At 28.8% G+C, this 26,874-nt stretch carries 24 protein-coding genes and 1 pseudogene; 16 read left to right on the top strand and 9 right to left on the bottom strand.

The features are described 5' to 3' along the window. Nucleotides 1–429, bottom strand: a pseudogene (locus CQA76_RS06820) (Cj0814 family flagellar-dependent secreted protein); the annotation flags it as partial. 107 nt (nucleotides 430–536) lie between these two features. Continuing rightward, entirely contained in the window at nucleotides 537–977 is a 441-nt protein-coding gene (locus tag CQA76_RS06815; protein ID WP_137622673.1) for a hypothetical protein, read from the bottom strand. A gap of 313 nt (nucleotides 978–1,290) precedes the next feature. On the opposite strand from CQA76_RS06815, the gene CQA76_RS06810 reads away from it, so the two are divergent. Genes CQA76_RS06810 through ccsA form a run of 4 tightly spaced genes read left to right on the top strand, consistent with a single transcriptional unit; the run spans nucleotide 1,291 to nucleotide 8,696 of the window. After that, nucleotides 1,291–3,261: a cytochrome c3 family protein gene (locus tag CQA76_RS06810; RefSeq protein ID WP_137622672.1), complete on the top strand. Its 1,971-nt coding sequence runs from the start codon at nucleotides 1,291–1,293 to the stop codon at nucleotides 3,259–3,261. A 42-nt stretch (nucleotides 3,262–3,303) separates the two neighbouring features. After that, the gene (locus tag CQA76_RS06805) at nucleotides 3,304–5,367 is read left to right on the top strand and encodes a rhodanese-like domain-containing protein (RefSeq protein ID WP_137622671.1); all 2,064 of its coding nucleotides are present in this window, start codon (nucleotides 3,304–3,306) and stop codon (nucleotides 5,365–5,367) included. 52 nt (nucleotides 5,368–5,419) lie between these two features. Continuing rightward, nucleotides 5,420–6,001, top strand: coding sequence for a SoxW family protein (locus CQA76_RS06800; RefSeq protein ID WP_137622670.1), 582 nt, complete (start codon nucleotides 5,420–5,422; stop codon nucleotides 5,999–6,001). Continuing rightward, complete coding sequence (ccsA, locus tag CQA76_RS06795; protein WP_137622669.1) at nucleotides 5,994–8,696, top strand: cytochrome c biogenesis protein; 2,703 nt, start codon at nucleotides 5,994–5,996, stop codon at nucleotides 8,694–8,696. The genes CQA76_RS06800 and ccsA overlap by 8 nt, the downstream gene beginning before the upstream one ends. Before the next feature lie 19 nt (nucleotides 8,697–8,715). Here ccsA and CQA76_RS06790 read toward each other — a convergent pair whose 3' ends face one another. Next, nucleotides 8,716–9,132, bottom strand: a complete 417-nt coding sequence (locus CQA76_RS06790; RefSeq protein WP_137622668.1) for a PepSY-like domain-containing protein — start codon at nucleotides 9,130–9,132, stop codon at nucleotides 8,716–8,718. Nucleotides 9,133–9,225: 93 nt separating this feature from the next. Between CQA76_RS06790 and CQA76_RS06785 the strand changes: the two genes are divergently transcribed. After that, nucleotides 9,226–9,726 carry a rhomboid family intramembrane serine protease gene (locus CQA76_RS06785; protein WP_137622667.1) on the top strand — a complete coding sequence of 167 codons (501 nt, stop codon included), beginning with the start codon at nucleotides 9,226–9,228 and terminating at the stop codon, nucleotides 9,724–9,726. Between the two features lie 39 nt (nucleotides 9,727–9,765). On the opposite strand, the gene rpoD is transcribed toward CQA76_RS06785, so the two are convergent. Both rpoD and CQA76_RS06775 read right to left on the bottom strand, forming a co-directional pair. After that, a complete protein-coding gene (gene rpoD / locus CQA76_RS06780) occupies nucleotides 9,766–11,631 on the bottom strand; it encodes an RNA polymerase sigma factor RpoD (RefSeq protein ID WP_137622666.1) in 1,866 nt (621 codons plus the stop codon). Between the two features lie 84 nt (nucleotides 11,632–11,715). After that, nucleotides 11,716–12,606 carry a LysR family transcriptional regulator gene (locus CQA76_RS06775; protein ID WP_137622675.1) on the bottom strand — a complete coding sequence of 297 codons (891 nt, stop codon included), beginning with the start codon at nucleotides 12,604–12,606 and terminating at the stop codon, nucleotides 11,716–11,718. A 139-nt stretch (nucleotides 12,607–12,745) separates the two neighbouring features. Between CQA76_RS06775 and CQA76_RS06770 the strand changes: the two genes are divergently transcribed. Together CQA76_RS06770 and CQA76_RS06765 are read left to right on the top strand one after the other, a co-directional pair. Further along, nucleotides 12,746–13,837: a YeiH family protein gene (locus CQA76_RS06770; protein ID WP_137622665.1), complete on the top strand. Its 1,092-nt coding sequence runs from the start codon at nucleotides 12,746–12,748 to the stop codon at nucleotides 13,835–13,837. Between the two features lie 91 nt (nucleotides 13,838–13,928). Further along, nucleotides 13,929–14,501 carry a hypothetical protein gene (locus CQA76_RS06765; protein ID WP_137622664.1) on the top strand — a complete coding sequence of 191 codons (573 nt, stop codon included), beginning with the start codon at nucleotides 13,929–13,931 and terminating at the stop codon, nucleotides 14,499–14,501. 2 nt (nucleotides 14,502–14,503) lie between these two features. On the opposite strand, the gene rsmG is transcribed toward CQA76_RS06765, so the two are convergent. Both rsmG and ribA read right to left on the bottom strand, forming a co-directional pair. Beyond that, a complete protein-coding gene (rsmG, locus tag CQA76_RS06760) occupies nucleotides 14,504–15,088 on the bottom strand; it encodes a 16S rRNA (guanine(527)-N(7))-methyltransferase RsmG (protein ID WP_408608979.1) in 585 nt (194 codons plus the stop codon). A gap of 2 nt (nucleotides 15,089–15,090) precedes the next feature. Next, nucleotides 15,091–15,651 (bottom strand): GTP cyclohydrolase II, encoded by a 561-nt coding sequence (gene ribA, locus CQA76_RS06755; RefSeq protein ID WP_137622662.1) that lies wholly within the window; start codon nucleotides 15,649–15,651, stop codon nucleotides 15,091–15,093. A 68-nt stretch (nucleotides 15,652–15,719) separates the two neighbouring features. Between ribA and hemB the strand changes: the two genes are divergently transcribed. Genes hemB through CQA76_RS06730 form a run of 5 tightly spaced genes read left to right on the top strand, consistent with a single transcriptional unit; the run spans nucleotide 15,720 to nucleotide 20,629 of the window. After that, on the top strand, nucleotides 15,720–16,706 hold the full coding sequence (hemB, locus tag CQA76_RS06750; RefSeq protein ID WP_137622661.1) for a porphobilinogen synthase: 987 nt from the start codon (nucleotides 15,720–15,722) through the stop codon (nucleotides 16,704–16,706). Between the two features lie 57 nt (nucleotides 16,707–16,763). After that, entirely contained in the window at nucleotides 16,764–17,255 is a 492-nt protein-coding gene (locus CQA76_RS06745) for a DUF2603 domain-containing protein (protein ID WP_137622660.1), read from the top strand. Then, entirely contained in the window at nucleotides 17,242–18,597 is a 1,356-nt protein-coding gene (gene hemN / locus CQA76_RS06740; RefSeq protein WP_137622659.1) for an oxygen-independent coproporphyrinogen III oxidase, read from the top strand. The genes CQA76_RS06745 and hemN overlap by 14 nt, the downstream gene beginning before the upstream one ends. After that, nucleotides 18,594–19,859 (top strand): (Fe-S)-binding protein, encoded by a 1,266-nt coding sequence (locus CQA76_RS06735; RefSeq protein ID WP_137622658.1) that lies wholly within the window; start codon nucleotides 18,594–18,596, stop codon nucleotides 19,857–19,859. The genes hemN and CQA76_RS06735 overlap by 4 nt, the downstream gene beginning before the upstream one ends. Next, on the top strand, nucleotides 19,856–20,629 hold the full coding sequence (locus CQA76_RS06730) for a DUF5416 domain-containing protein (protein ID WP_232364911.1): 774 nt from the start codon (nucleotides 19,856–19,858) through the stop codon (nucleotides 20,627–20,629). Before CQA76_RS06735 ends, CQA76_RS06730 begins: the two co-directional genes overlap by 4 nt. Before the next feature lies 1 nt (nucleotide 20,630). On the opposite strand, the gene CQA76_RS06725 is transcribed toward CQA76_RS06730, so the two are convergent. After that, nucleotides 20,631–20,837 (bottom strand): hypothetical protein, encoded by a 207-nt coding sequence (locus tag CQA76_RS06725; protein WP_137622656.1) that lies wholly within the window; start codon nucleotides 20,835–20,837, stop codon nucleotides 20,631–20,633. A gap of 137 nt (nucleotides 20,838–20,974) precedes the next feature. Here CQA76_RS06725 and CQA76_RS06720 point away from each other — a divergent pair, with 137 nt between their 5' ends. The 4 genes from CQA76_RS06720 to CQA76_RS06705 are packed head-to-tail and all read left to right on the top strand — an operon-like array spanning nucleotide 20,975 to nucleotide 26,119. After that, a complete protein-coding gene (locus CQA76_RS06720; protein WP_137622655.1) occupies nucleotides 20,975–22,498 on the top strand; it encodes an AbgT family transporter in 1,524 nt (507 codons plus the stop codon). Nucleotides 22,499–22,500: 2 nt separating this feature from the next. Continuing rightward, nucleotides 22,501–23,730, top strand: a complete 1,230-nt coding sequence (pepT, locus tag CQA76_RS06715; protein WP_137622654.1) for a peptidase T — start codon at nucleotides 22,501–22,503, stop codon at nucleotides 23,728–23,730. A gap of 9 nt (nucleotides 23,731–23,739) precedes the next feature. Beyond that, the gene (locus tag CQA76_RS06710) at nucleotides 23,740–24,966 is read left to right on the top strand and encodes an MFS transporter (protein ID WP_137622653.1); all 1,227 of its coding nucleotides are present in this window, start codon (nucleotides 23,740–23,742) and stop codon (nucleotides 24,964–24,966) included. Between the two features lies 1 nt (nucleotide 24,967). Beyond that, nucleotides 24,968–26,119 carry a M20 aminoacylase family protein gene (locus tag CQA76_RS06705; RefSeq protein WP_137622652.1) on the top strand — a complete coding sequence of 384 codons (1,152 nt, stop codon included), beginning with the start codon at nucleotides 24,968–24,970 and terminating at the stop codon, nucleotides 26,117–26,119. On the opposite strand, the gene CQA76_RS06700 is transcribed toward CQA76_RS06705, so the two are convergent. Further along, nucleotides 26,112–26,858 carry a YaaA family protein gene (locus CQA76_RS06700; RefSeq protein ID WP_137622651.1) on the bottom strand — a complete coding sequence of 249 codons (747 nt, stop codon included), beginning with the start codon at nucleotides 26,856–26,858 and terminating at the stop codon, nucleotides 26,112–26,114. The two genes, CQA76_RS06705 and CQA76_RS06700, sit on opposite strands and share 8 nt — an antisense overlap. Between the last annotated feature and the right edge of the window lie 16 nt (nucleotides 26,859–26,874).

The raw sequence follows: 26,874 nt of genomic DNA, 5'->3' as shown, positions 1-26,874 counted from the left end.
AGATTTATGTATTTTAAAATCTTTTGGTAATCCTGCAGCCTCATTAAAGTCTTCTCCCATATAACCATCTTTATCTACACTATAACCATAGGCTGTATTGGTAGAAGTATTATTACTTATATCTGCTTGTTTGAATTTTAAAGTATAAATAGAGTTTTTAAATTCACTAGATATATCATAATTAGGAGAATTTGTCTTAGTGTAATAGTTTTTATTGATATTATTATTGTTGTTAGTAGAATTTAATACTTCACTTCTTATTAAAGTTTGTGAATTTTTATTTTCTATATCATTTAATTTAGTAGCATTTTGTTTTAAGAAAGCATTGGCAAAATTTATTTTTGAATTTTCTTTACTTTCTTTATTAGCTTTTGCTTGTGAAAGTATAGAACTATAATTTGAGTTATCATTGATGCTAAAGATACTCATATTTATTCCTTTGATTTTAGAATTGTTCTGCCTTCAAATCTAAATATCTTATAAATAAATACAAGCAAGAAGTGTTCCGGTTTGGATAAGTGGAACAAGGAAATAGTTTAGTATCTGCTTTTAAAATCATTTAAAACTTGAAGTGCATAAGATCCATTCCAAGCCCAAATATCACGAAGAGTTCCTGTGCTTTTTTCATAACTTTGTAAATAATATTCTTTTTGATTATTTACATAGCGAATTTTACCAAGAACTATTCTTCCAGAATCAATCCCTATTTTTTGTGCAGTAGCCTCTTCGCCACGCCATCCGCCCTCTGTAGCTACATAAGCATAACTTGGAATAGCTCCATGAAAATCATAATTTGGATCTCTATAAAAATAAGTTCCACCCTTAACATCTTTCATCTCATTAAGACTAAGAACCTTAACGCCTGCACTATTATCACTGAGCGCACCATTACTAACTTTAGCTAAAAAATCATCCCCAAAAGCAGAACTTGCTAATAAAGCGCCTAAAGTTGTAATACTAAGTAACTTTTTGATTATAATTTATCTCTTCTATGTAAAAACAGAACATAAATTATTCTATCATAAATGATAATTTTAAATCAAATTTTTAAAAGTTCTATTTTATAGATATTTTATAATGTTTGTAGTGAATTTTTAGTGGATATTAATTATGCAAATATGAGATATTTTAACTAATTGAAAAATGATGTTTTATTATATAAATATTTATAATATTTAAAATATAATATTAATTTTTATTAAAAATTAATATTATATTAGATAAATTTATATAAAAAGTTAATATTATATAAATAATATTAATAAAAAATAATTTTATAAGGTGTAAACTATGGGAAAATCTACTTATAAAAAGCTCGCTTTGTGCTTTTTGATCGGATTCGGGTTTTGTTTTAGTGCAAATAGTGCCGAAAATTCAAACGTGTTAGTACAAGGGCAAGCAGCGCAAGATGGCAATACGAAACCAAGAACTCTTGAGGGTTATTTACATCAAGAAGATGCTTTTTTTAAATATTTTAAAGAAAATCATCCAATGTTTAAATATGAAAAAGAAGGGCGTATAGTCGGTAAATATGCCATTAGTGATAGAGAAGAAGAATACGTAGAATTTTCCAATGGTCCTACATTTGCAGAGCAGAATAGTTTAGCTCATGCTTCTGTTACTTATCGTTTAGGAATGGAATCTTTTTTGGATTTTCCAAATAAATTTGTAGGTCCTAAAAAGTGTGGAGAATGTCATCCAGCCCAATATAAGGCTTGGGAGAGATCACGTCATGCTAAAACTGTGCGTTTCCCGGATGAATTTGAGGAAGTTGGAAATGATTTAAAAAAGCCTATGTATAATTCAAAATCTACAATTTTACCTGAAGGAATTTATCCCGATGATGTGTATGTGGTTATTGGAACTCCTAGAACAAAATATGGTTTTATAGATAGATGGCTCGTACGTGGAACTTATCACGTAGAAGATGGAAATCTTAGCAATATGACTGGGAAAATTGTTGCTGGAGGAAATCAGTTTTCAAGACTTTGGAGTGAGTTTTTAACCCCTGAAATGGCGAAGAAAATTGCAGAATTTTCTCCAGGCTTTCCGACAACTTTAGAACAATTTGGCGATAACGGTTCGCAAGTTTGGGGAACAAATTCTTATGCGGCACAGTATCGTAAAAATATGCTTTTTCAACCAGCGAGTTCTTATTGCGAAACTTGTCATAGTTTTAAATTTGATTTTAAAAATAAAGAGGAATTTTACAAAGCTTTAGGAAATGCGAAAGAGCTTAGAAAACATACCATTTCAAAAGGTATATCTTGCGAAGAGTGTCATGGTGCTGGAGCTCATCTTTATGGCGCTAGGGGTGCAGGGATGCCTTCAAATTGCGAAAGATGTCATCAAAGATTTTCTTACAATGAGGAAGATGCAAAGAAAAATCCTAGAAAACCTTTTAATGTATTTTTTAAATCAAGTTGTCCAGCTTGTGGAACCGAGGGTTCGCAAATGTATAGTTCAGCGCATTATGATAAAGGTATGAGATGTTCTACTTGTCATGATCCACATGAAGTAACTTATAATGACTGGAAAGATGGCTACACAAAAGTGGGATTAAAAAAATCTTGCACAGATTGTCATGATACTCAAGCAAGTTTCTTTAAACAAGGTGGAGTGCATTCTAAAGATAATTGTACAGCTTGCCATATGCCAAATATGATGAGTTGTGAAAATTTTGGGGCAATTCAAAATCCAGATAAAGGAGGATTTGATAATGTTAGAGCTTCTCATATTTGGAAAATTAAAGTAGATAAAACTGCAAAAACCCTTAATCCACCTGCAGGAAAAGAAAGATCTCCAAAGACTCCAGGCTGGACGGTAGCTAGAGATGATGATGGAAGATTTTTCCTTGATCTTATGTGGGCTTGCGGACGTACAAGTTTTAGCGATCCGAATCTTATGGGACCAGGAGCAAGTGGATGCCATAGTGCTGTTCAATCCAATTTACCAAAGAAACTCCATTTTACAGATCAAGAAACGATCTACAATGTAGTTGTTGGTTGGCAAAAGCCTATAAAAGATGGGTATGAAAATATTCTTAAGGGTGTTAAAGAGATTGATAAAGCTATGGCTGAAAATCCAAAATTATCTGTAGAAAAAAAATCTCGCGTAATTACACTAGCAAATCAAGCAAGAGCTATTGCTGAAAAGATACAAAAAGATGGATCTTGGGGTGTTCATGGACCAGTTTATTCTAAAAAAATCGTTGATGAGGCTTTGGTATATATACAAGAGGCTAAAAATATTTTAAAATAAAATTTTTCGCCTATTTTTGGGCGAAAATTTAAGGAGTAGGGTTTGAAGCAAAATTTTATCAAAATTATATTACTTTTTTTATGTTTTTATGGCAGTTTATACGCTGATGGAAAAATAAAAATTGGTATTTTAGATGGTGTAACTCCTATTAGCATGAGTGATGCTGAAAAATTTTTAAGTCAAAAAAATGTATATTTTATAGATATAAATTCTAAAGAAGAAAGGGAGATGGCCGGAGTTATTCCAAACGCTATTTTAGTTAATGATCAAAATTGGCAAAATTTACTTCCAAATGATTTTAACTCTACTTTAATATTTTATGGATCTAATCGTTTTGCTTATAATGCTTCAAATCTTGCAAATTTAAGTCAGAAATTAGGCTATACTCACGTTTATGTTATGCTTGATGGTATTGAATCTTGGGTATTGTCAGGAAGAAGGGTTCAAAAAGAACAAATAGAAAAGTGGGAAAATGCGGAAAATTTAGAAGATTTTAAAGATAGCATACACTCGAGAATGTATTTTGGAGATATTCCAAGTTGTAGAGATTGTCATGGAAAAGGCGAAAGCAAAAAAACTATCCGCTATAAAGATGCTACAAACCTAGATCTTATTAATCAAAATTGTGCCAGTTGTCATAAAAATATCGATCAAGAATTTAAACATAGTATTCATCAAAATTTTGCTCAAATAGGGCTTGATGAAAATGGAAAAAAGAAAAAAATTCCAACTTGCACTACTTGTCATAATATTCATAACAATGATCCATTATTTAATGCAATGACTTTGAAACAAAGAAGTGATTTTAAATGTGGGGAATGTCATCAAGATAAACAAGATCGATATCATGATACCTTTCATGGTAAGGCTATGGTATTAAATAGCCCGGGAAATGCACCAAAAATTGCTGCCTGTTATGATTGTCACGGCAAACATAATATCTTAAAAGTCGATGATTTAAATTCAACTTTATCTTCTTTAAATCGTATTCAAACTTGCACTCAATGCCATCCAAATGCAAATGAAAATTTTGCAAATTTTATTGCACATGCAGATCATACCGATGGAAAGAATTTTCCATTACTACATGGAGCTTATGTTTTTATGACAGCTTTGGTAATAGGAGTTTTTGTATTTTTTGGCTTACATACTTTGCTTTGGAGTATAAGACTTATTTTAGCAAGAATTTTTAATCCGATTCAATGGAAAAAAGCAAAGGAAGAAGCGCATAGTGATAAAATTTTAATTAAACGTTTTTCAACGTTTCATAAGATTCAACACTTTTTTATGGCTGCTAGTTTTCTCGGCTTAGCTTTTTCAGGTTTACCACAAAAATTCTATACAGCTCCATGGGCTCAAACTCTAGTTGATATTATGGGTGGACCAATTGGAGCGACTATTGTACATCATATTAGTGCTATTATTATGTTTGCTGTGTTTTTTTCTCATATAGGGGAAATTATTATTGTAAATTGGAAAAGAAGAGATTTAGTGCGTGATCCGCAAACTGGAAAGCTTGATAAAATGAAGATTTTAAAAGCCCTTTTTGGTCCTGACTCTTTAATGCCAAATTATCAAGATTTTAAAGATATAAAAGCACATTTTAAATGGTTTTTTGGCATGGGGGAAAGACCACAATTCGATCGTTGGACTTATTGGGAAAAATTTGATTATTTGGCTGTATTTTGGGGTATGTTTGTAATAGGGTTTTCAGGACTAGTTTTATGGTTTCCAACTTTTTTTAGTTTATTTTTACCGGGATGGATGATCAATCTTTGCTCTTTGGTGCATTCTGATGAAGCTTTACTTGCGACAGGATTTATTTTTGCGATCCATTTTTTCAATACTCACTTTAGGGCAGATCGTTTCCCTATGGATATGGTTATTTTTTCTGGAACCCAAAGCGAGAGTGAAGTTAAGAATGAAAGAAGTGTTTATTATAAACGATTACAAGAAAGCGGAAAGCTTGAGAGTTTATATGAAAAAAAATCTAGATTTGATTCTTATAAAGGTATAGCTAAAATAGCTGGTTATTTGATGCTTATTACAGGGATGATATTTTTATTTTTAATGATCTATGCTTTTATATTTGATTTATTGAATTAATAAATTTACCAGACTGATTTCTGGTAAATTTATTATTTACTGAAAGGAATGAATGTTAAAAAAAATTATTTTAATATTAAGTGTATTATTTTTTGGCTGCAATGACAATAAGATAGATGAGGATATTATTTCTAAAGGGACGCAAACTTCTAAAGAAAATATAAATATTTCGGATAATCTTGATGTAAATTCTTACAAAGATATTGCAATTTTTTTTAAAAATAATCAAGAGATTATTTTTTCTAAAAAGCCTACTTTGATTATATTTAGTGCTAATAATTGTATTTATTGTGAAGGATTAAAAAATGAAATAAAAAATAATGAAGAAATTCAAAAAATACTTAAAAATCAGTATAATTCTTACTATATCAATATAAGTTATCATAAAATTCACAATTATCAGGGTGAAAAAATAAGCACAGAAGAGCTTTTGAAAAACTTTAATATCGATTCAACTCCAACCTTAGTTTTTTTCAATTCTACTGGTAAAACTTTACTTATTTATCCAGGTTTTATGAATTCTAAGCGCTTGATTCTAACTATGAATATTTTAAGTGATATACAAAACCAGAATTTAACCGAAGATGAACTTTTTAAAAAACTTTTTTTGAGTTATAGAGAAAATAATGTTTAAAAAAATCTTTTTTTCTTTTTGGATGAGTCTTATTTTGCTTTTTATTTATGCAATTTCTTGTGCGGTAGCTACTTTTATTGAAAATGACTTTGGAACAAACGCTGCTAAAGTAATGGTTTATAATGCTTTTTGGTTTGATTTGTTGCATCTTTTGCTTTTGATTAATCTTGTAGGCATTATTTTTATACATAAACTTTTCCAGAGAAAAAAATATGCCGCTTTATTATTGCATTGTGCTTTTATAGTTATTTTATTGGGTGCCGGAATCACAAGATATTTTGGGATAGAAGGAGGTATGCATATAAGAGAAGGTCAAAGTTCAAATATCGTTGTAACTAGAGATGAGTTTATAGCTTTAATGCTTTATAATAATAATGGAAAAGTTAGAGAATATCAATCTTTTGGTGTTACTTTTAATCCTTTCTTGAAGAATACTTTTAAAAAAGAGATTGTTATAAAAGATAAAAAAATAGATTTAGAATTACTTGATTACGAAAAAGCAGCTAACGCAATGACTAATCCTATTATTAAGATGAAAATTTCTTTTAATGGCGACTCTAAAGAAATTTTACTTGTGCCAAATTATAACAATGAAAATGTGTTGCCTTTTAGATTAGGAGGAGAAATTTTTGCACTCAATTGGGGTCCTGAAGAGATAGAGCTTCCTTTTTCTATAAATTTAAAAGATTTTATTTTAGAGCGTTACGCAGGTTCAATGAGTCCTTCATCATATGCTTCAGATATTGAAGTGATTGATAAAGATAAAAGTTTTGAGTATAAAATTTTTATGAATAATGTTTTAGATTATGGCGGATATAGATTTTTTCAAAGTTCTTACGATCAAGATGAGCAAGGGACTATTTTTTCAGTTAATAAAGATCCTGGAAAAATTCCAACTTATATCGGTTATACTCTACTAATATGTGCTTTTATTTGGATTTTGTTTGATAAAAGATCAAGATTTGCTAAGCTTTCGAATTATCTTAAAAATCAAAAAAACTTTGTTTTGGTAGTGTTTTGTCTTTTTATTATGCATACTAAGGTTTTTGCGGAATGGGATACTTTAAAACTTGTACAAAGCATTAAAGATGATTCCTTGCAGCATTCTTTACTTTTTGGTAGCTTATTGGTTCAAGATTTTGATGGAAGAATTAAACCTATAGATACTGTAGCAATGAATTATATCCACAAGATTACCAAAAAAAATAGTTTTTTAGGACTAAATTATAATCAGATTTTTTTAGGTATGATGATGTATCCGCAAAATTTTCAATATATTAAAATGATAAGTATAAAAACTCCAAAACTTAAATCAATTTTAGGTGTGGATAAAAATGAAAAATATATAGCCTATAATGATGTTTTTGATAAAGGGTTTTATAAGCTTTCAAATTATGTTGAAGAAGCAAGTCGTAAAAAACCTGCCTTAAGGGATCAATTTGATAAAGATGTTTTGACTCTAGATGAAAAAATTAATTCCGCTTTTTATATTTATAGCGGTGAAGTTTTTAGAATCTTTCCAGATCCAAGCCAAAAAACATATACTTGGTATTCTCCTGCTACAAATATGCCATTTAATTTAAGAGATATAGAAAATATAAGAAATTTACTTTTAAAATATTTTTTTGACTTTAATCAAGGTTTAATAAATAAAGATTTTTCAGAAGCTAATGAGAATTTAGAAAAACTTAAGAAATTTCAAAAATACTATGCTCAAAATTTTATTCCATCAAAAATTAAAATTAATTTGGAAATTTTTTTAAATCATTACAATATTTTTGAAAATCTTACTTTTATTTATCTTTGTTTAGGTGCTATACTTTTTGTTTTAATTTTTTATGAAATTTTAAGCTTAAAAAAAATATCAAAATGGATTAAAAGAATATTATTTTTATTGATTTCTTGCAGTGTAATTGTTCATGTATTTGCTTTAATAATTCGTTGGTATGTTGGTGATCATGCACCTTGGAGTAATGCTTATGAAAGTATGGTTTATATTGCTTTTGCGTGTGCCTTTTCGGGTTTAATTTTTTATAAAAAATCTTCTTTGGTGCTTTGCACCGCAAGTATTATGGCGGGAATTGCTTTATTTGTTGCACATCTTGGTTTTATGGATCCTCAAATCACTAATTTGGTACCTGTCTTAAAGTCTTATTGGCTAAATATTCATGTTTCTATTATCACGGCAAGCTATGGATTTTTAGGGCTTTGTTTTTTGCTTGGAATTTTTACCTTATTTTTATTTATCTTAAGAAATCAAAAGAGAAAACAGGTTGATCAAAGTATTTTAAATTTGCATTGTGTTAATGAAATGGCAATGATACTAGGACTTGCTTTATTAACTATTGGTAATTTTTTGGGTGGAGTTTGGGCTAATGAAAGTTGGGGAAGATATTGGGGTTGGGATTCCAAAGAAACTTGGGCTTTAATATCTATTGTTGTTTATACTATAATCTTACACCTTAGATTTATTTCTATATTTAACAATCCTTATGTTTTTGCAACTGCAAGTGTAGCAGGATTTTATTCTATTTTAATGACTTATTTTGGAGTAAATTTTTATCTTTCTGGACTTCATTCGTATGCAGCTGGAGATCCTATGCCAATTCCAAAATTTTTATATTTTTTTGTAATTTTTACTCTATTTTTTATTATAGGCGCTTTTTTTAAAAGGAAATTAGAAAGTCCTATTTAAGATAAAAGATATTTTATTGTTAGTAATCTAAATTTTTATGCAAAATTGTCCCATTAAAATCGATATAAATTTTTAATCCGTTGGTAAGTTTTATTTTATAGTGATTAATTTTTCTTTCTATCTCTCTAGCCTTAACGTTTGGAAATTGATTTTTTATGATGTTACTGATATTAGATGGTAGAAAATCAAATTCGAAAGGATTAAGTTTACTCTCTATTTCTTTCCATGTTCCATCAATTTCAAATTCTATTTCTATACCATCACTAAGATAAACTTCGTAAGAATTTTTATCTCTTTGAACTATACCTATAGGTGCTTTAAAATTTTTTTCAATAAATTCTTTAGAAATACTAGGCAAACTATCCGGAGATATGATAATATCAGCATTTAAATATGTAAAATAAATAAATAAAGGTATTAAAAAAAATATTTTCAAAATATTTTCCCTAAATCAAATTTTTGATACATTCTAAAAAATTTATGTGAATTTTATGTGAATTTTAAGACAATAATATAAAAAGGGTTGCTATTGATTACATTTATTTTGATTTTTTTGAATATTATATTGTATTTTCTCATACCTGGTTATGATTATAATTTATTAGGACTCAATACTTCATTTTTTAAGGGCGCTTATTGGCAGATTTTAACATCTATGTTCTTGCACGGCAGTTTAACTCACCTTATACTTAATATGATTATGCTTTTTCAATTTGGCAGTATTTTAGAAAAATATTTAGGAAAATTATATTTTGTATCGGTCTATTTGATAGGCGGTTTATTGTGTTCTTTTTTAAGTGTTGTTTATATTTATTTTTTTGATTTTGATGTTAATCTTATAGGAGCTAGTGGAGCAATTTGTGTTTTAATGGGATATTTTGCTTTTTTAGATAGAAAAAGCACTTTAGGAATTATTGTTGCGATTTTATTGATGAGTTTTATTCCTTTGTTTATGGGAATAAATATAGCTTGGTATGGTCATATATTTGGTTTTATTTGCGGATTTGTTTTAGCAAAAGCTAGACATTGATAAAGGTGTTTTAATCTAGGAGTAAAAGATTTGAAACTTTTACTTCCATCCTTCTATATAATTTTTCAGCTTTCTTCCTACTTTTGGATGTTTTAATTTTTTTATAGCCGAACTCTCTATTTGACGCACTCTTTCTCGTGTAACATTAAGCTCTTTTCCTATTTCTTCCAAGGTTCTATCGCTTTCATCGTCCATTAACCCGAAACGCATTCTAATTACTGTTTTTTCTCTCTCATTAAGCTGATCTAAAACTTCATCAATTTGTTCTTTTAAATCATTTTTGAGTATATGATCTATAGGAGAAAGTGAATTTCTATCCTCTATAAAATCTCCAAATTTTCCATCATCCTCATTTCCAATTGGTGCTTCAAGAGAGATAGGTTCTTTTGTAATTTTGATCACTTGTTTAACTTTATCTATATTTAAACCAACTTCTTTGGCTATAACACTTACATCAGGCTCTTTACCATCTTTTTGTAAATGCTCCCGTATAATTTTGTTAATTTGATTGATAGTTTCTATCATATGTATAGGAATTCTAATGGTTCTTGCTTGATCTGCAATTGCTCTTGAGATAGCTTGACGTATCCACCAAGTAGCATAAGTTGAAAATTTATATCCTCGTTTGTATTCAAATTTATCAACAGCCTTCATAAGACCTATATTGCCTTCTTGGATGAGATCTAAAAATGGCAATCCGCGATTTGTATAGCGTTTTGCTATACTTACAACTAAGCGTAAATTTGATTTTGCCATTCTAGTTTTTGCTTCATCTGATATTTTTTTACCTCGTTTTATTTGTTCTAAAATTTCCTTTAAACGTTCTTTTTCTAAGTCAAATCCTTTTTTACTTGCTTCTTTAGTTTGAAAAAGTTTTTTAATTTCCATATAAGTACTTACCATAGTAGCCTCAAGTGCCTTTTCTGTAATTTCTTCTTTGGTAAGTTTAGTAATATCTTTGAGTATATCAGCATGGCGATTTTTAAGTTCTTCAGAAAACATAGGTAAGCGATATTCAAGGCGTTTAAGTTCTTTGTCAAATTCTTCATCGCTTTTAAGTGCTGTTTCCATTGATTTTACTATTTCACTGATTAACTTAGAAGTTGGTCCCAAATCCATTAATTTTTCTTTTAAAATATTTTTTTTAAAGGCAATACCAAGCTTATCTAAAAGTTCATCTCCGCTTTCTTTATCCTTGGAAACTTTTAGCCAATCTTTTTTTGCTTTTTCTAAGGCTTTAAATTTTTCTATAACTTTTAAAGTTCTTTCATCTTCTTTTTTATTAGGTTTTTTGGGAGCTTCTTCATCGTTTTCTAACTCCTCTTCATTCTCCTCATCCTCAAGATCTTCAAGTCCATCTTTATCGCTATTTTTATCTTCATCGTCAAAACTTTTAAAAAGTTCTTTTACGCGTCTTTCGCGATTAATTAAAGGTTCTCGATAATCTAAAATAAAATCTATAAGATAAGGAACGGAGCAAAAAGCGTCGATAATAATATCTTCACCAAGTTCAATTTTTTTTGAAATTTCAACCTCTTCATCTTTACTTAAAAGAGCAATTTGTCCCATTTCTCTTAAATACATACGCACAGGAGAATCTGATCTGCTCCATTCAAGTAAATCATTTTCATTAGCTAAATCAAATTCATTTTCAAGGCTAGTATCTTGGAGTTTTTGTTTTTCTTCTTGTAATCTTTTGGCATCTTCAATATTTTTCATTTGTGCAATTTCTGCAGCTGAAAATAGTTGGACTTTGTATTTTTTCATTAAAGCAGATATTTTCTTAACAATAGTACTATTTGGTTGTTTATCTAAATATTTAACTAGTTTTTCATAGGTAATATAATCTTCTTTATTTTCTTTAAATAATTCTTCAAGTTCTAAATTTTGAGTTTTAGCATTCATCTAACATTTTTCCTTAAGCAATTTTAGTTACCATAACCTTTTATTATATCGAAATATTTCTTAACTTTAAATATATAAATATTTTTAAATTTTATAATTTCTTAAAAAGAATTCAAATTTTTCTAAAGCACGATTAAAATTGTAATTTTTTCTTTTTAAAGTATAAAAATTGCGTTCTAAATTAATGTTCTTTAATTTAATCTCGTAAAGGCTTTTATTTCTTAATTCTCTTTCTATGCTCTTTTTTGAAAAAACGGAAATTGCATTTTTTTGTAAAACGATTTCTTTTAATGCTGTCATTCTATCAAGTTCTAAGAATATATCAAGTTTTTTGGATATAGCACCAATTTCGCCTAAAAATTTATCCCTAAGACCTGATCCGGCTTCTCTTAGAATCCATTTTTTATTTAATAGTTCGTCAATATAAAATTCTTTTTTGCCAAGTTTTTTATCACTAGTTGCAACTACAAGTTCGTCTTTATGCCAAAATTCCATTTGCAAGTCTTCGTATTCTAGTAATAATGGGTTTAATTCTGTTTCAATTAAGGCAAATTCTATATATCCATTTTTTAATAAATTAAGACATTCTTTTGAGTTTTCAGTTTGAAAATGAATTTTAATTTTTGGAAAATTGGATTTAAATTCAAATAAAATTGGTCCAAGAAAATGTTCGACAATGCTTTGAGTCGCTGCGATTTTTATATCTCCTAAAAGAATATTTTCATCATGTAAATCTTTTAAGCTTTTGTGATATTCTTGCACGAGTTTCATCCAAGTATTTCCTAAATATAAGGCTTTAGGTGTAGGCAATAACTTTTTACCTAATCTCTCAAATAAAACTCCTCCTAAACTATGTTCAATATTTTTAATGATAATAGAAATGCTAGATTGGGTTACACCAAAATTGTTAGCTGTATGAGTAGGACTTTTCGTATTTAAAAGATCTAAAAAAATTTCCATATCCTTGATTTTCATTGTCATGAATTTGACCTTGTTTAATTAAAATATTTTATTATAAAAATTAAAATAATATATTTTTATTATATAAAAAAAATAATTATAATTACAAGAAAATTAAATAATATTTGTATTTTTTTAGAAAGGAAATAAATTTATGATGAATACAAAACATATTAAAAATATCATTAGGTCTAATATAAAAGGTCTAGTTTTCACCGCGTGTATCGTAGTTTTTTCTATGTATCTTTCAAATATTCAAAGTATTAAAGATGCAACCCATTTAGCCGCAACAGCTTTTGCGATAATTATTGGCGTTTTACTTTCTCCTTGGTTTTTTAAGTATCAACATACTTTTCAAGCGGGAGTTCATTTTAGTGCTAAAAAGCTTTTGAGACTAGGCATAGTTTTATATGGTTTTAACATTACATTAACCGAGCTTTTAAGTGTAGGTTTTAATGGGTTTATTTTTTCTGCTATTGTGGTATCTTCTATTTTTATTACTTCTGTGATTATTGGAACAAAAATTTTTAGACTTGATAGAGAAACCTCAATGCTTGTGGGTGCTGGTAGTGCTATTTGTGGTGCAGCAGCTGTATTGGCTTTAGAATCAAGCTTAAAAAGTGATCCTTTTAAGGGTATTCTAGCTGTAGGAACTGTGGTCATTTTCGGACTTATTTTTATGTTTTTATGTCCGTTTGGTTTTGCTTTTGATTTAATTCCAGGTTTTGATCAAAATGCTATGGGAGTTTATATGGGAGCAATTTTACATGAAGTAGCTAATGTTGCTGGGGCTGCAGATATGGCAAAGGACATGGCGAATTTTGACCAAAAGGCTGCAAATATTGCAATTATTATTAAAATGATGAGAGTTATTCTACTTGTTCCATTTTTACTTATAGTAACTTATTTTGTTGCCAAAGATCAACATTCAGATCATGGAAAAACTACTAAAACTCTTACTATACCTTATTTTGCTTTTGCTTTTTTAGGAATGATAGTGTTTAATACTTATTTATCTGATAGAGAGAGTTTTTTAGGTATTGAAACGAATACTATAGTAAATCTCGGAAGAAATCTTTGTACGATTTGTATCGTTTTTGCTATGGCAGCTTTGGGCTTACAAATAGATTTTAAAAAGTTTCTAAAAAGCGGTGTTAGAGTTTTTGGTTTAGCTTTATTTTTAGGAATAGCTTTATTGATAGGAGGATATTTTTTAACTTTAATGTTTAAAGGAATTCTTTGGTAATAAAAAATATTTTCAAAGGAAAAGATTTTTCATTTAAAAATATGTATTATAATTTAGAGTTGTTTTAAAAATTAATTAAAAAAGGAAAAAAATGAAAAAGATTTTAATCAGTACAGCAGTTTCTTTATTGCTTGCTTCAAATTTAAGTGCATTTTCTTTTAAGCAAGATAGTTTAAAAGTTGGTTTTGAAGGATATAAAACCAAAGATATGATTGGAGTGAGCGGGGAATTTAAAGATGTTAAATATAAGTTCTCTAAAAAAGCTAAAGATTTAGTGGTTTATTTAAAGGGTGCAAGGGCTGTTATTAAGCCAAGCAGTGCTTTTATGGGAGAGGGTAATGATGTGATTACTGGCAATATTACGAAAGTATTTTTTCCAAATTTGCTTGGAAATTCTGATATTAAGGTAATGTTTCAAGACGTAATTGCAGGAGAAAATAAAGGTCTTATTTCTGCAAAAATTACTATAAACAAAAAAAGTGCTATAGTTCCTTTAAGTTATACAATAGATAAAGATAAATTTATTGCAAAAGGACAGCTTGATTTACATACATTTAAAAACAGCTCACAAGCTTTAAAAGCTTTAAGCGATGCAGCTCCAGGGCATGGAGGAATTTCTTGGCCTTTAGTAGATCTTACTTTTAGTGCAGATATAGTAAAATAATTTTAAGTAGCTTTTGAGCTACTTAAAATGCAGTATTTTCTAAATCCATTTTCAAAAATTTGATAATCTTTATTTTCCAAACCTTCTAATTCTTTGTAAATTTCACTGCCTTTCCATAAAATAAAAGTGGTTTTTTCAGAACTTAAATTTTTACAAATTTGAATCAAAGGTTTTATATCCATCAAAGCTCTAGAAGTGATAATATCGGCTTTAATATTATTTTTATTTTCTTGTGCTTTTTCTTTGTAAATATTTAAATGAGGTAAATCGCATTCTATTTTTATTGTTCTTAAAAAAGCAGCTTTTTTAGGATTTGGTTCGAAAAGATAAAAATTCCTTTTAAGCAAAAGGGCTAAAAAAATAGCAGGAAACCCAGCTCCACTACCTATATCAGCTATATTTTTCACTTTAGAAAAATCAAAAAAACTAAGAATTTTTATGCTGTCTATAATGTTTTCTTCAATATTTCTAATTTGAGTGAGATTGTGAATTTTATTAAATTTGTTCAAATTTTCTTGATAAATTTTTACTTTATTTTCAAAATCTTTTTGATTGAAATTTTCTAAAATAGGGTGTAAAAAATCCAAATTCAAAGTAAATGTCCCATTTGTGATTGTTTAATATCTAAATAATTTTTATTGAAGCGGTTTGGATTGATAAGTACAGGTACTCGTGCTAAAATTTTATCTTTTAAACTTTCTAATTTTTCCGGATTATTTGTGAGTAAATTAACTTTAGAAATTTTATAATATTTGAGTATAAATTCCACTATTTCATAAGTTCTTTCATCGGCTTTAAAGCCAAGTTGATGATTGGCCTCTATGGTGTTTAAACCTTTATCTTGTAAGGCATAAGCATTTACTTTATTGAAAAGTCCTATACCTCTACCTTCTTGTCTAAGATATATAATCATACCTTCATGCTGTTCAATATATTTTAAAGAAAATTCAAGTTGCTCTCCGCAATCACATTTTAAACTTCCTAAAGCATCTCCTGTTAAACATTCTGAATGAATTCTAAGGTTTAATATGTCTTTAGGTTCACCTTTGAAAATACATAAGTGCTCCTTATCATTTTCTTTAAAGCTTTGTATTTTAAAACTTCCCCATTTGCTAGGTAAATTTGCAATTTCTGAAATTTTTATATCCATTGGCTACTTTCTATAATAAAATTTATGTTAAAATTTATATTCAATTCTATCAAAGAAAAGGACAAAAAATGTTTAAACGCTTTCGAAGACTTAGAATGAATGAAAATTTGAGATCAATGGTAAGAGAAAATTTTTTAAATATTGATGATTTAATATATCCTCTTTTTGTGGTTAATGGTACGGGTATAAAAAAAGAAATTTCCTCTATGCCAAATGTTTTTCAAATGAGTTTGGATGAAATTTTAAAAGAATGCAAAATCATTGTTGATCTTGGTATAAAAGCGATTATACTTTTTGGAGTCCTTGAAAAAGATAAAAAAGATAGTTGTGGAAGTGATGCATTGGACGATGAAGGGTTAATTGCAAGAAGCATAAGAGAAATTAAAAAAGAATTTCCCAATCTTTTTGTGATTAGCGATCTTTGTTTTTGTGAATACACAGATCATGGACATTGCGGTATTATTAATATGCAAACTAAAAGCGTGGATAATGACGCAACCTTAGAAATTTCAGCAAAACAAGCTTTAGTTCACGCTAGAGCAGGGGTTGATATGATAGCACCAAGTGGAATGATGGATGGTATTATTGAAACTTTGCGTCAAACGCTTGATCAAGAAGGTTTTGAAAATTTGCCTATTATGGCGTATTCTACTAAATTTGCTTCAAGTTATTATGGCCCTTTTCGAGATGTAGCAGAATCAGCTCCTAGCTATGGAGATAGAAAAAGTTATCAAATGGATTTTGCTAATGGTAAGGAAGCTTTAGAGGAAAGCTTGGAAGATGAAAGACAAGGGGCTGATATTTTAATGGTTAAACCAGCTCTTGCCTACCTTGATATAGTAAAAGAGATTTCACTTCATTCTAATTTACCTTTATGTGTTTATAATGTCAGTGGTGAATACGCTATGTTAAAGGCTGCAGAAAAGGCAGGTGTGATTGATTATGAAAAAGTTTTATATGAGACAATGATAGCTTTTAAAAGAGCAGGTGCAAAACTCATTATTACTTATCATGCTAAGGAATTAGCTAAAATAATAAAAGATAAAAAATTGTAATGATAAAGAAAAATTTTTATGGTTAAAAATGGTGAATTAATTAATTAAGGATAGTAAATGAAAGAAATTGAAAAATATAATACCTGTTTAAAACGTATTGATGATTTTAGTAATAATTTAGGTATGAAAAAAGAAGATAGAGCTATTTTTGAGATGAGACAAAGTGATAGCGAAAATGAGAAATGCTTAGTACTTAAAAACGGTAATCTTGATTCTCCTGAACCTTGGTTTATAGTAGATGAAAATGATGAAATTCATACCATGATTTCCTTAAATAGCTTGAAAAATATTTTAGAAAGTTTAAAGCAAACTCAAAAAGAAAATTTTGAATTAAAGCTTGAAAAGGCAATTTATCAACAAATTCCTATCGATTTTAACGATGCTTGGATTGTGGCTATGGATGAGATTAAAAAGCGTGCCAAAGGCGGATTGATGGAAATTAATATTGATTTAGAAAAACTCATTGCAGATATTAAAAAAGAACATCCTAATTTATTTGTAGATATGGAAGCTATGGCAGAGAGGATTAAAAATAATGAGAGATTATAAAGCTTTTGTAAAATATTCCAAAGCAGGACCACGTTACACATCTTATCCTACAGCTGTGGAATTTAACACCGATTTTAAATATGAAGAGTATTTAGATATTTTAAAACAACAAAACAGACCCTTGTCGCTTTATTTTCATTTGCCTTTTTGCAGGAGTGCTTGTTATTTTTGCGGATGCAATGTGATTTATACTGCAAAAGAGGAGAGTAAAGAAAGATATCTAAATTATATCCTTAAAGAGCTTGATATCTTAAGTTCCGCACTAGACACTAAAAGAGAAGTTGTCCAAATGCATTTTGGAGGAGGGACTCCAACTTTTTTTAGTGCTAAACAACTTGAAAAGCTTATTTTAAAAATTAAATCTGTATTTGATAATTTTGCTTTAGATGCTGAAATTAGTTGTGAAATAGATCCTCGTTTTTTAAATGAAGAACAAGCCGATGTTTTAACCAAATATGGTTTTAATCGCATTAGTTTTGGGGTGCAAGATTTTGATGAAAAAGTACAGAAAGAAATTCATAGAATTCAACCCTTTGATCTGACTAAAAATGCTTTAAAATTAGTGAGAGATAGAGGAATAAAATCTGTTAATATGGATTTAATTTATGGCTTACCTTATCAAACTTTAGAAAGTTTTACTCAAACTTTAGAAAAAATTTTGATTTTAAATCCAGATCGTTTGGCAATTTTTAATTATGCTCATGTGCCTTGGCTTAAGAAAAATATGAGAAAATTTGATGAAAACACTTTGCCAAGTCCAGATATAAAACTTCAAATTTTAGAATTTTGTGAAAAATTTTTAAGTCAAAATGGCTATAAAATGATAGGAATGGATCATTTTGCTAAAGAAGAAGATGAGCTTTTTAAAGCTTTAGAAAATGGAACTTTGCATAGAAATTTTCAAGGTTATACCACTAAAGGTGGTGCGGATTTGATCGGTATAGGGCTTACTAGTATCGGTGAGGGAAAAAAGCATTATGCACAAAATTTTAAAGATATGCTAAGCTATGAAAGGGCTATAGATGAAGGAAGATTGCCTTTTGAAAGAGGTGTGAAATTGAATTTTGATGATGAACTTAGAAAATATGTGATTATGAATTTAATGGCTAATTTTAAGCTTGATATTAAAAAAACAGAAGAAGAATTTAAGATAAATTTTAAAGAGTATTTTAAAGAAGATTTGAAAGCTTTAAAAGAATACGAAGATTTTTTGAATATAAGTGAAGATGATATTAAGGTTAATGAAACTGGTGTTTTATTGATACGTAATATTGCCATGTGTTTTGATGCTTATATGAAAAATATCAGCGAAGAAAAGAAAGTTTTTTCTAAAACAGTATGAACAATGCTTCAGATCTTTGCGTAAAATGTGGTAAATGCATACCTAATTGTACTATTTACGATATCAATCATGATGAAGTTACAAGCCCTAGAGGCTTTTTAGATCTCATAGCAGCCTATAAGGAAGGAAAATTACAGCTTAATAAAGAGCTTGAAAGTGTTTTTGAGTCTTGTTTTTTATGCAATCATTGCGTGGAGATTTGTCCTAGTAAATTAAGCGTGGATAATGCTATAGAAAAAATGCGTTTTGATATGGTTAAGAAATTTGGTATGCCTTGGTATAAAAAAATCATACTTTCATGCTTGAAAAATCGAAAATGGCTTGATATATTGGCAAAATTAGGTTATATATTTCAAAGCTGTGCCTTTCATATTCAAAATAAAGATTTTGAAAAAAATTTAGGTATGAGGGCTAAATTTTCAATGCCTTTTGTGAAAAAAGGTCGATTTTTGTCAAGTTTTAATAAAAAAAGTTTTTTAAATTCAAATCCTAATTTTATAGATAATGGTGGAAGTAAAACCATAGGTTTATATGTGGGTTGTTTGACGAATTATTGTTACACGCAAACAGGTTTTTCTACATTAAAAATTTTAAAAGAGTTAAAAATCAATGTTGATTTGATGAAAAAACAAGCTTGTTGTGGGGTGGCGCATTTTTTTTCCGGAGATTTTAAAAGTGTTGAAATTTTAGCTAAAAAAAATATAGAATATTTTGAGGAAAAATTGCAAAAACTTGATGCAATAATTATCCCTGAAGCTACTTGCTCCGCTATGCTAAAAATTGATTATGAACGTTTTTTTATGATGCAAGATGAACAAGAATGGGCCAATCGTGCTAAAAAAATTTCTTCTAAAATTTATATAGCAAGTCAATATCTATATCAATTTACCTCTTTAAAACAACTCTTAAAGAATAAAAAGCAAAAAAAATATAGCATTACTTATCACGATCCTTGTCATGCAAGAAGAATGCAAGGAGTTTTTAAAGAGCCAAGGGAATTATTAAAAGCTAACTATACTTATATAGAAATGCAAAATCCTGATGCTTGTTGTGGCTTTGGTGGAATAAGTATGCAAACAAAGCATTATGATAAAACTTTAAGCGTGGGTGAAAAAAAAGTAGAAATGATCAATCAAACCATGGCACATTTTGTAAGCGCTGAATGTTCAGCTTGCAGGATGCAAATTTCTAATAATTTGGAGCGAAAATCAAGTAAAGTGGTTTTTGTGCATCCATTGGAACTTATTGCTAAGGTTTTATAATGAAAATTGTTTTCGCGGGAAAAAGTAATGAATATGAGATTGAAAAATCTAGTTTTTGCAATGAAGCATTTGTGATTAAGGATAAAATTCCTAATAGAGATGGAGTGGATTTTATAACCAATATAGTTAAAACTTTGGAATTTAATGATGATTGTTTTAATTTTGATGAAATCATGAAGCATCTAGAAAGATATAGCAATGAAGATGTTATTGTGGTAGAGAATTTTTTTAATAACGAAACAGACGATGAGACAAAAAAGATCAATTTGGATTCTGATATGTATATACAGGCATTTACTCAAGATGATGCTCAAAATTTTAGCCGTAACGACTCTAAAAGGGGACAATTTAAATTATTAAAAACTTTTTCTAGAATATTTCAGAATGCAAATTTTATTATAAAATCTGAAAATTATGAATTAAGTGGAAATATTCAACTATCAAAAAAAGACAAACTTGAGATTTTTAGAGATTTAGAATATAAAGATATGGAGATCGGTTTTGTTAAGATTGAAATTTTTAATTATGATAATATTAATGACAGTTTAAATTTTAATTTAGAAGAATTCCCAAGCGGTGCAAGTTATAAATATGGAATTTTACAAAATACCATGTATATAATCTTGCAAGGAAAAATGTCAAATAATTCGCTTTTTAGTTTTTTAAAAAGTTTTGTTTATAAGAATAAAAACAAGCAAAGCTGTAACAAAACATTTGTTTTGACATTTAATCATAAACTAGTTTATAGGCTTGAAGCTTCTTTTATATAGTTTATTTTAGCATATTTTCTATATTGGATTTATTTTTTTCAATTAAAGAGCGATTTTTCTTAGCAACTTCTTTAAGCTCTATAAGATCCTCTTTTATATTTTGGATATTTTGGTTTAAAAGATCGATTTTTTTTTCATAACGCATAATAATAATGAAAATGGCAAATAAAAAAACAATAATTAAAAATACAAATAATAAATGCTGCATCTTTATCTCCTTTTATTTGTGTAATACTATAACATTTTTCTTAAAAAAAGATGATTTTTTTAAAAAAAATGTATTTTTAATTTGAATTTAAAAAATAGCTATTATATAATTATTTTTATAGAAGTTAAGGAGTTTTAATGAATGTTTTTTTAAAAAACATAGAAAAGATCGGAAATAAAATTCCAGATGTAACTATACTTTTCTTTTTTGCTTTTTTACTTGTTTTGCTTATATCTTTTTTATTATCCTTTTTTCACTTTGATTATTTTTTAATAAGATCTGATGGAAGTAGAGAACAAATAGTAATTAAAAATTTTTTATCTTTAGGTAATTTTTTAGAATTACTTAGCAAAATGGTTTTAAATTTTATCAATTTTCCCCCTTTAGCAATTACCTTAGTGGTTGCTTTGGGGATAGGGGTAGCTGAAAAAAGTGGATTTTTAAGAGTTGCTTTGATTAAACTTTCTTTAATTATTCCGGAAAAAGTTGTTGTGCCTATTGTTTTGGTTATTTCGGTTGCAAGTCATATTATAGGAGATGGTGCTTACGTGTTTTTAATGCCTATAGTGGCCATGCTTTTTATGTCTGCTGGAAAACATCCTGTTGCGGGTATAGCTACAGCTTTTGCCGGATTAGCTGGAGGATTTTCAGCAAGTTTTACTCCATCGGTTATCGATCCTATTATGCAAGGTTTTACAGAAAAAGCTGCACATATTATAGATTCTAGTATTAATATTAATGTCCTTTGTAATTATTTTGTTTCATTGGCTGGAACGATAAGTGTTATTTTATTTTGTTGGTTTGTGTGTGAAAAGATTGCAGAGCCTTACTTGAAAAAAAATTTACCTATAGATCAAAATCATGAAGATTTTTCTAATTGTATTACACCGGATGAAAATAGAGGGTTTGTATATGCAATGGTTACTTTAGTTGCAATGTTGATCATTTTAATTATTTTAGCATATCCTGATGAGTCGTTATTAAGGGGATCGCATGGTAGCTTGAGTGAAAAAGATGCTGTTTTGATGAAAGGGCTTGTTGCATTTTTATTTTTATTTTTCGCTATTCCTGGATTTATTTTTGGCAAAATATCAAAAAAATTTCAGAATTTAAATCAAGTAATGGAGGCAATGAGTGACGCTTTAAAACCCTTGATAGGTTTTATGGTATTTTGCTTCATTTGTGGTCAATTTTTATATGTATTTAATGCGTCCAATTTATCTAAACTTCTTGCTGTTAGCGGAGCAGAATTGTTAAAGTCTTTAGCTTTACCAAGCGGTATTACCATTTTTGGAGTGATTGTTTTTACTGGATTTTTAAATTTGTTTGTAACATCTGCTACTTCAAAATGGGCGGTTTTGGCTCCTATTTTTGTGCCTATGCTAATGCTTTTAGGAATTTCTCCTGAATTGACCCAAGCTGCCTTTAGGGTGAGTGATAGTGCAATCAATGTTATGACTCCATTATTTCCTTTTTATCCACTTATTATTATGTATTGTAGAAAATATAGTTCTAAAACTGGAGTCGGAACCCTTTGTTCTATTATGATACCCTATAGTATAGCTTTAATGATAGCCTTAACTTTGACTTTATATTTATTTTGGATGCTTGATATTCCATTGGGTTTTGAAAGCTCTTATAATTATATTATGAAAGGATAAAAATGGATTATAAACAATTACAGATTGACAATTTTTTTAGGTATTTGGCTATACCTTCTCAAAGCAATGCTAAGGTACAAACTTTGCCAAGTTCTAAAGGGCAATACGATTTGGCTCTTTTGCTGAAAAAAGAACTTGAAATTTTAGGATTAAGCGATATTTTGTTGCAAGATAATGCTATATTAACTGCAAGACTTAAAGGAAATTCAAATAAAAAAAGTATAGGTTTTTGTGCTCATTTGGATACAGTGGATGTGGGTCTTAGTGATGTTATAAAACCTCAAATTTTAAAATTTACGGGTGAGGCTTTATGTTTAAATAAAGAAAAAAATATCATGTGCGATCCTAAAGATCATCCCGAGCTTTTAAAATATATAAATGAAGAGATTATCTTTTCAGATGGAACAAGTGTTTTAGGGGCTGATAATAAAGCAGCTATTGCAACGATTATGACTTTACTTCATTATTTGGTGAATGAAAAATGTGAATATGGGGATATTTATGTAAGTTTTGTTCCTGATGAAGAAATAGGACTTAGAGGATCAAAAATGCTTGATTTAAAGTATTTTAATCCGGATTTTGCTTTTACGATTGATTGTTGCGAGCTTGGAGAATTAGTCTTTGAAACTTTTAATGCAGGTTCGGCTTTTATAGAAATACAAGGGGTGAGTGCTCATCCTATGAGTGCTAAAGGAGTGCTCTTAAATCCAACTTTAATAGGAGTAGATATAGCTAATTGTTTTGATAGGTTGCAAACTCCAGAAAATACAGAAAATGATGAAGGTTATATTTGGGTGCAAGAATTTCACTCTAATCAAATCAGTGCTAATTTACTTTTAAATATAAGAGATCACAATAAAGAAAAATATGAAAAGAAAAAAGCTTATATCAAAGAAGTAGTGGAATTTATGCAAAAGCGTTACGAGAGAGCAAATATTTCTTTGAAAATAGAAGATGTTTATTCTAATTTAAAAGATAGTATGAATGATAGCAATAAAATGGGTTTAGAAATTTTAAAACAAGCTTTTTGTGAATGCGATATTAAAGCAAAATCTTTTCCTATGCGAGGGGGAACTGACGGAAGTGCTTTAGCTTTAAAAGGTTTGTTTGCACCAAATTTTTTTACAGGAGCACATAATTTTCATTCCGCGTTTGAATTTTTACCTTTAAAATCTTTTTATCAAAGTTTTGAAGTGGCTAAAAGCATTATCAAAATTGCATCAAAATTGTAAGGAGTGTTTGTGCAAAATTTATTTTTGTTTAATTTGCAACGTATAGGAGTTGCTTTTATTATATTTAGCGTGTATGCTGTTTGTAGTGCATCTTGGGCTTCTACAGGATCTTTAATGCCGCTTATAAAGTCGGATTTAGGTTTAGATAATCAACAAGCAACTTTAATTACAAGCATTATTATTATTGCAAAAATTTTTGGTGCTTCTTTTACAGCTTTTTTAGTTTATAAATTTGGACTTAAAAAAGGATATTTTTTAGGTTGTCTTTTGATTAGCTCAGGTGTGTTTTTAACTTTTGTGGAAAGTTATCTTGGAATTTTAATCATACGTTTTTTAATGGGACTTGGTTCAGCCTGTGCTTTGGTGTGTTTAGTGCCCATTACTCAACAATGGTTTGAAAAGAAAAGTTTGCATTTTATGATCAGTTTTAATACTAACTCAAATATAGTAGGTTATATCATTGCACTTCTTTTTGCTGAAAGCATTTCAAACTATTTTGGAAATTGGCGTTATTCTTTATCTTTTTATGCGTGGATTAATTTAGTTTTGATCATTCTTTGGATTTTTATAGGAAAGGATGAAAACAAAGATATAAAACAAGAAAAGACTAGTGATAAAAAAGAATTTTTATCTGCTTTAAAATCCCGCTTAACTTGGGGCATGATTGTTTTTTATATGGGTCCTATTTTATTTTTAAATTCTATTTTTACTTTTTTGCCTACATTTTATGCAGAATATGCTGGTTTTACTAAAGAACTTGCCGATATTGCTAAAAAAGAAATTCCGGCTTTAGCTAATTTTGCTATTATCTTTGGACCTTTTATAGGACTTTATTTTAAAAGAAAGGGTTATTCTTTTAAAATAATGCTTTTAATAGGAAGTTTATGTATGCTTATAAGTGGAATTTGTATGCTTTTTTTAGAAAAATTAATTATAATACAAATTTTTGCTGTTTTGTCAGGCTTGTTTTTTTCTTTATGGTGGCCTTTTTTCTTTAATCTTCCTTCAGAATTAAAAAATGCAAGCCCTCAACGTAGTGCATATATTATGAGTACTTTTTGGAGTATCACTTTTACACTTTTAGCTTTAAATCTTGAGCTTGTATCATTTAGTGTAGATAAAACACATAGTTTTACTTTAGGTTTTGTTTATACATTTGTTTTGATTTTTGTCTCAGCTATTGCTTCGCAATTTATTTTACCTAAAAAAGATCATTTTATAGAAAGGGGAAAGTAAAATGAAACTCATACCAGAAATTGTAGCTCTAAAGGATGAATTTATTAAAATTCGTCATCAAATTCATCAAAATCCAGAATTGGGATTTGATGAAATTCAAACCGCAAATCTAGTAGCTAAAAAGCTAAAAGAATTTGGTTATGAAGTTTATGAAGGTATCGGCAAAACTGGCGTTGTTGGAGTTCTTAAAAAAGGAAATAGTTTTAAAAAAATCGGGCTTCGTGCAGATATGGATGCTTTGCCTATGCAAGAATGTACAAATTTAGATTATAAAAGTAAAAAAGAAAATATAATGCATGCTTGCGGCCATGATGGACATACGAGTTCATTGTTACTTGCTGCAAAATATTTAGTAAATCAAGAATTTAATGGGACTTTAAATCTTTATTTTCAACCTGCTGAAGAGGGTTTAGGCGGTGCAAATGAAATGATAAAAGACGGATTGTTTGAAAAATTTGATAGTGATTTTATCTTTGGATGGCATAATATGCCTTTTGGATCGTCGAAGAAATTCTATCTGAAAAAAGGTGCCATGATGGCTTCTTCTGATAGTTATACCCTAGAAATCATTGGTAAAGGAGGACATGGTAGTGCTCCAGAAAAAACTAAAGATCCGATATATGCGGCTTCATTGCTTGTGATTGCCTTACAAAGTATAGTTTCTAGAAATGTTGATCCGCAAAATTCTGCTGTTGTAAGCATTGGTGCCTTTAACTCAGGATATGCTTTTAATATTATCCCAGATAATGCCATTTTAAAAGTTAGCATTAGAGCACTTGATAGTGAAACTAGAAAATTAACCGAAGAAAAACTTCGTAAAATTTGCCAAGGAATAGCGGATGCAAATGATGTAGAAATTAAAATTTCAAAAGAAGTTATAGCCCCTATAACTATCAATAACGATGAAGCAGTGGAATTTGCATCAGAGGTAGCTAAAGAGCTTTTTGGTGAAAAAAATTGCGAATTTAACCATAAACCTTTAATGGGAAGTGAAGATTTTGGATTTTTTTGCGAAATGAGAAAATGTGCTTATGCTTTTTTAGAAAATGAAAACGATATATACTTGCATAACTCTCATTATGTATTTAATGATGAGCTTTTGCCTAGGGCAGCAAGTTACTACGCAAGTTTGGTTTTGAAATACCTTAAATAGAATCTAATATTTCAAGTGTAATTTCTTCTTTTAAACCTTTGATTTGAATTTCTTTGAGTTTAAGGTTTGAAGGAAGATTATCTAATATTTCTTGATTGTTTTTAGCTTTTATATTTGCACACAAAGCAAGTAAAATTCCCCTGTAAGCTTTTGCAAAATGACTAACCACTTTACCATTTTTTATAAATTTATAAGCGAAAAATTTCTTTTTTGGAATATAAAACTTATCGTAAAATCCTGCTCTTAAATCAAGAATTTCTTCATTTTGCAAATACTCATCTAAAGCATCACTAAAATGCTCTTTATAAAATTTTTCTATAGTGAAATTTCCAAGTTTTGCACCTTGTTTAAATTTGTAAAAGGGTAGGGTATCGTTAGCTTTTACAACCCCAAAAAGATTAGAAAATATAAGGGTATTTTCTAAAATATAATTTTGACTTTCAGGAGATAAAGAATTGAAATTCAAATATTCATAACTTACACCATTATAAAGTGTTATGGCACTTTGAGTAGAAGCTTTTCTTAAATCGTGTTTGAATTTATTTATCTCATTTTCATTTTTTATGCCAAAAAGTTCTTTTAAGTCTTCTAAATTAGAATGTTGAATATATTCTTCATACTTACTTAGAGCTTGCATTCTAAAGGTAAATAACTCTTTAAAGATGAAAGAATTTTCATTGATTGGATTTTGTGTGCAATTTTCATTTTTATTTTCGCTTGGGGAAAATAGAATTTTCATTATCTCACCTTCTATA

It is taken from the genome of Campylobacter aviculae (genome assembly GCF_005406215.1).
Taxonomy (GTDB): Bacteria; Campylobacterota; Campylobacteria; order Campylobacterales; family Campylobacteraceae; genus Campylobacter_D; species Campylobacter_D aviculae.
The sequence above is the reverse complement of the archived record's forward strand: the minus strand, read 5'-3'. Positions and strand labels throughout refer to the sequence as shown.

Excerpts from the sequence above, each read along its gene's own strand:
- CQA76_RS06810 (WP_137622672.1), top strand. The coding sequence starts at position 1,291 with ATGGGAAAATCTACTTATAAAAAGCTCGCTTTGTGCTTTTTGATCGGA.
- CQA76_RS06800 (WP_137622670.1), top strand. The coding sequence starts at position 5,420 with ATGTTAAAAAAAATTATTTTAATATTAAGTGTATTATTTTTTGGCTGC.
- ccsA (WP_137622669.1), top strand. The coding sequence starts at position 5,994 with ATGTTTAAAAAAATCTTTTTTTCTTTTTGGATGAGTCTTATTTTGCTT.
- rpoD (WP_137622666.1), bottom strand. The coding sequence starts at position 11,631 with ATGAATGCTAAAACTCAAAATTTAGAACTTGAAGAATTATTTAAAGAA.
- CQA76_RS06775 (WP_137622675.1), bottom strand. The coding sequence starts at position 12,606 with ATGAAAATCAAGGATATGGAAATTTTTTTAGATCTTTTAAATACGAAA.
- CQA76_RS06770 (WP_137622665.1), top strand. The coding sequence starts at position 12,746 with ATGATGAATACAAAACATATTAAAAATATCATTAGGTCTAATATAAAA.
- CQA76_RS06765 (WP_137622664.1), top strand. The coding sequence starts at position 13,929 with ATGAAAAAGATTTTAATCAGTACAGCAGTTTCTTTATTGCTTGCTTCA.
- ribA (WP_137622662.1), bottom strand. The coding sequence starts at position 15,651 with ATGGATATAAAAATTTCAGAAATTGCAAATTTACCTAGCAAATGGGGA.
- hemB (WP_137622661.1), top strand. The coding sequence starts at position 15,720 with ATGTTTAAACGCTTTCGAAGACTTAGAATGAATGAAAATTTGAGATCA.
- CQA76_RS06745 (WP_137622660.1), top strand. The coding sequence starts at position 16,764 with ATGAAAGAAATTGAAAAATATAATACCTGTTTAAAACGTATTGATGAT.
- hemN (WP_137622659.1), top strand. The coding sequence starts at position 17,242 with ATGAGAGATTATAAAGCTTTTGTAAAATATTCCAAAGCAGGACCACGT.
- CQA76_RS06735 (WP_137622658.1), top strand. The coding sequence starts at position 18,594 with ATGAACAATGCTTCAGATCTTTGCGTAAAATGTGGTAAATGCATACCT.
- CQA76_RS06725 (WP_137622656.1), bottom strand. The coding sequence starts at position 20,837 with ATGCAGCATTTATTATTTGTATTTTTAATTATTGTTTTTTTATTTGCC.
- CQA76_RS06720 (WP_137622655.1), top strand. The coding sequence starts at position 20,975 with ATGAATGTTTTTTTAAAAAACATAGAAAAGATCGGAAATAAAATTCCA.
- pepT (WP_137622654.1), top strand. The coding sequence starts at position 22,501 with ATGGATTATAAACAATTACAGATTGACAATTTTTTTAGGTATTTGGCT.
- CQA76_RS06705 (WP_137622652.1), top strand. The coding sequence starts at position 24,968 with ATGAAACTCATACCAGAAATTGTAGCTCTAAAGGATGAATTTATTAAA.
- CQA76_RS06700 (WP_137622651.1), bottom strand. The coding sequence starts at position 26,858 with ATGAAAATTCTATTTTCCCCAAGCGAAAATAAAAATGAAAATTGCACA.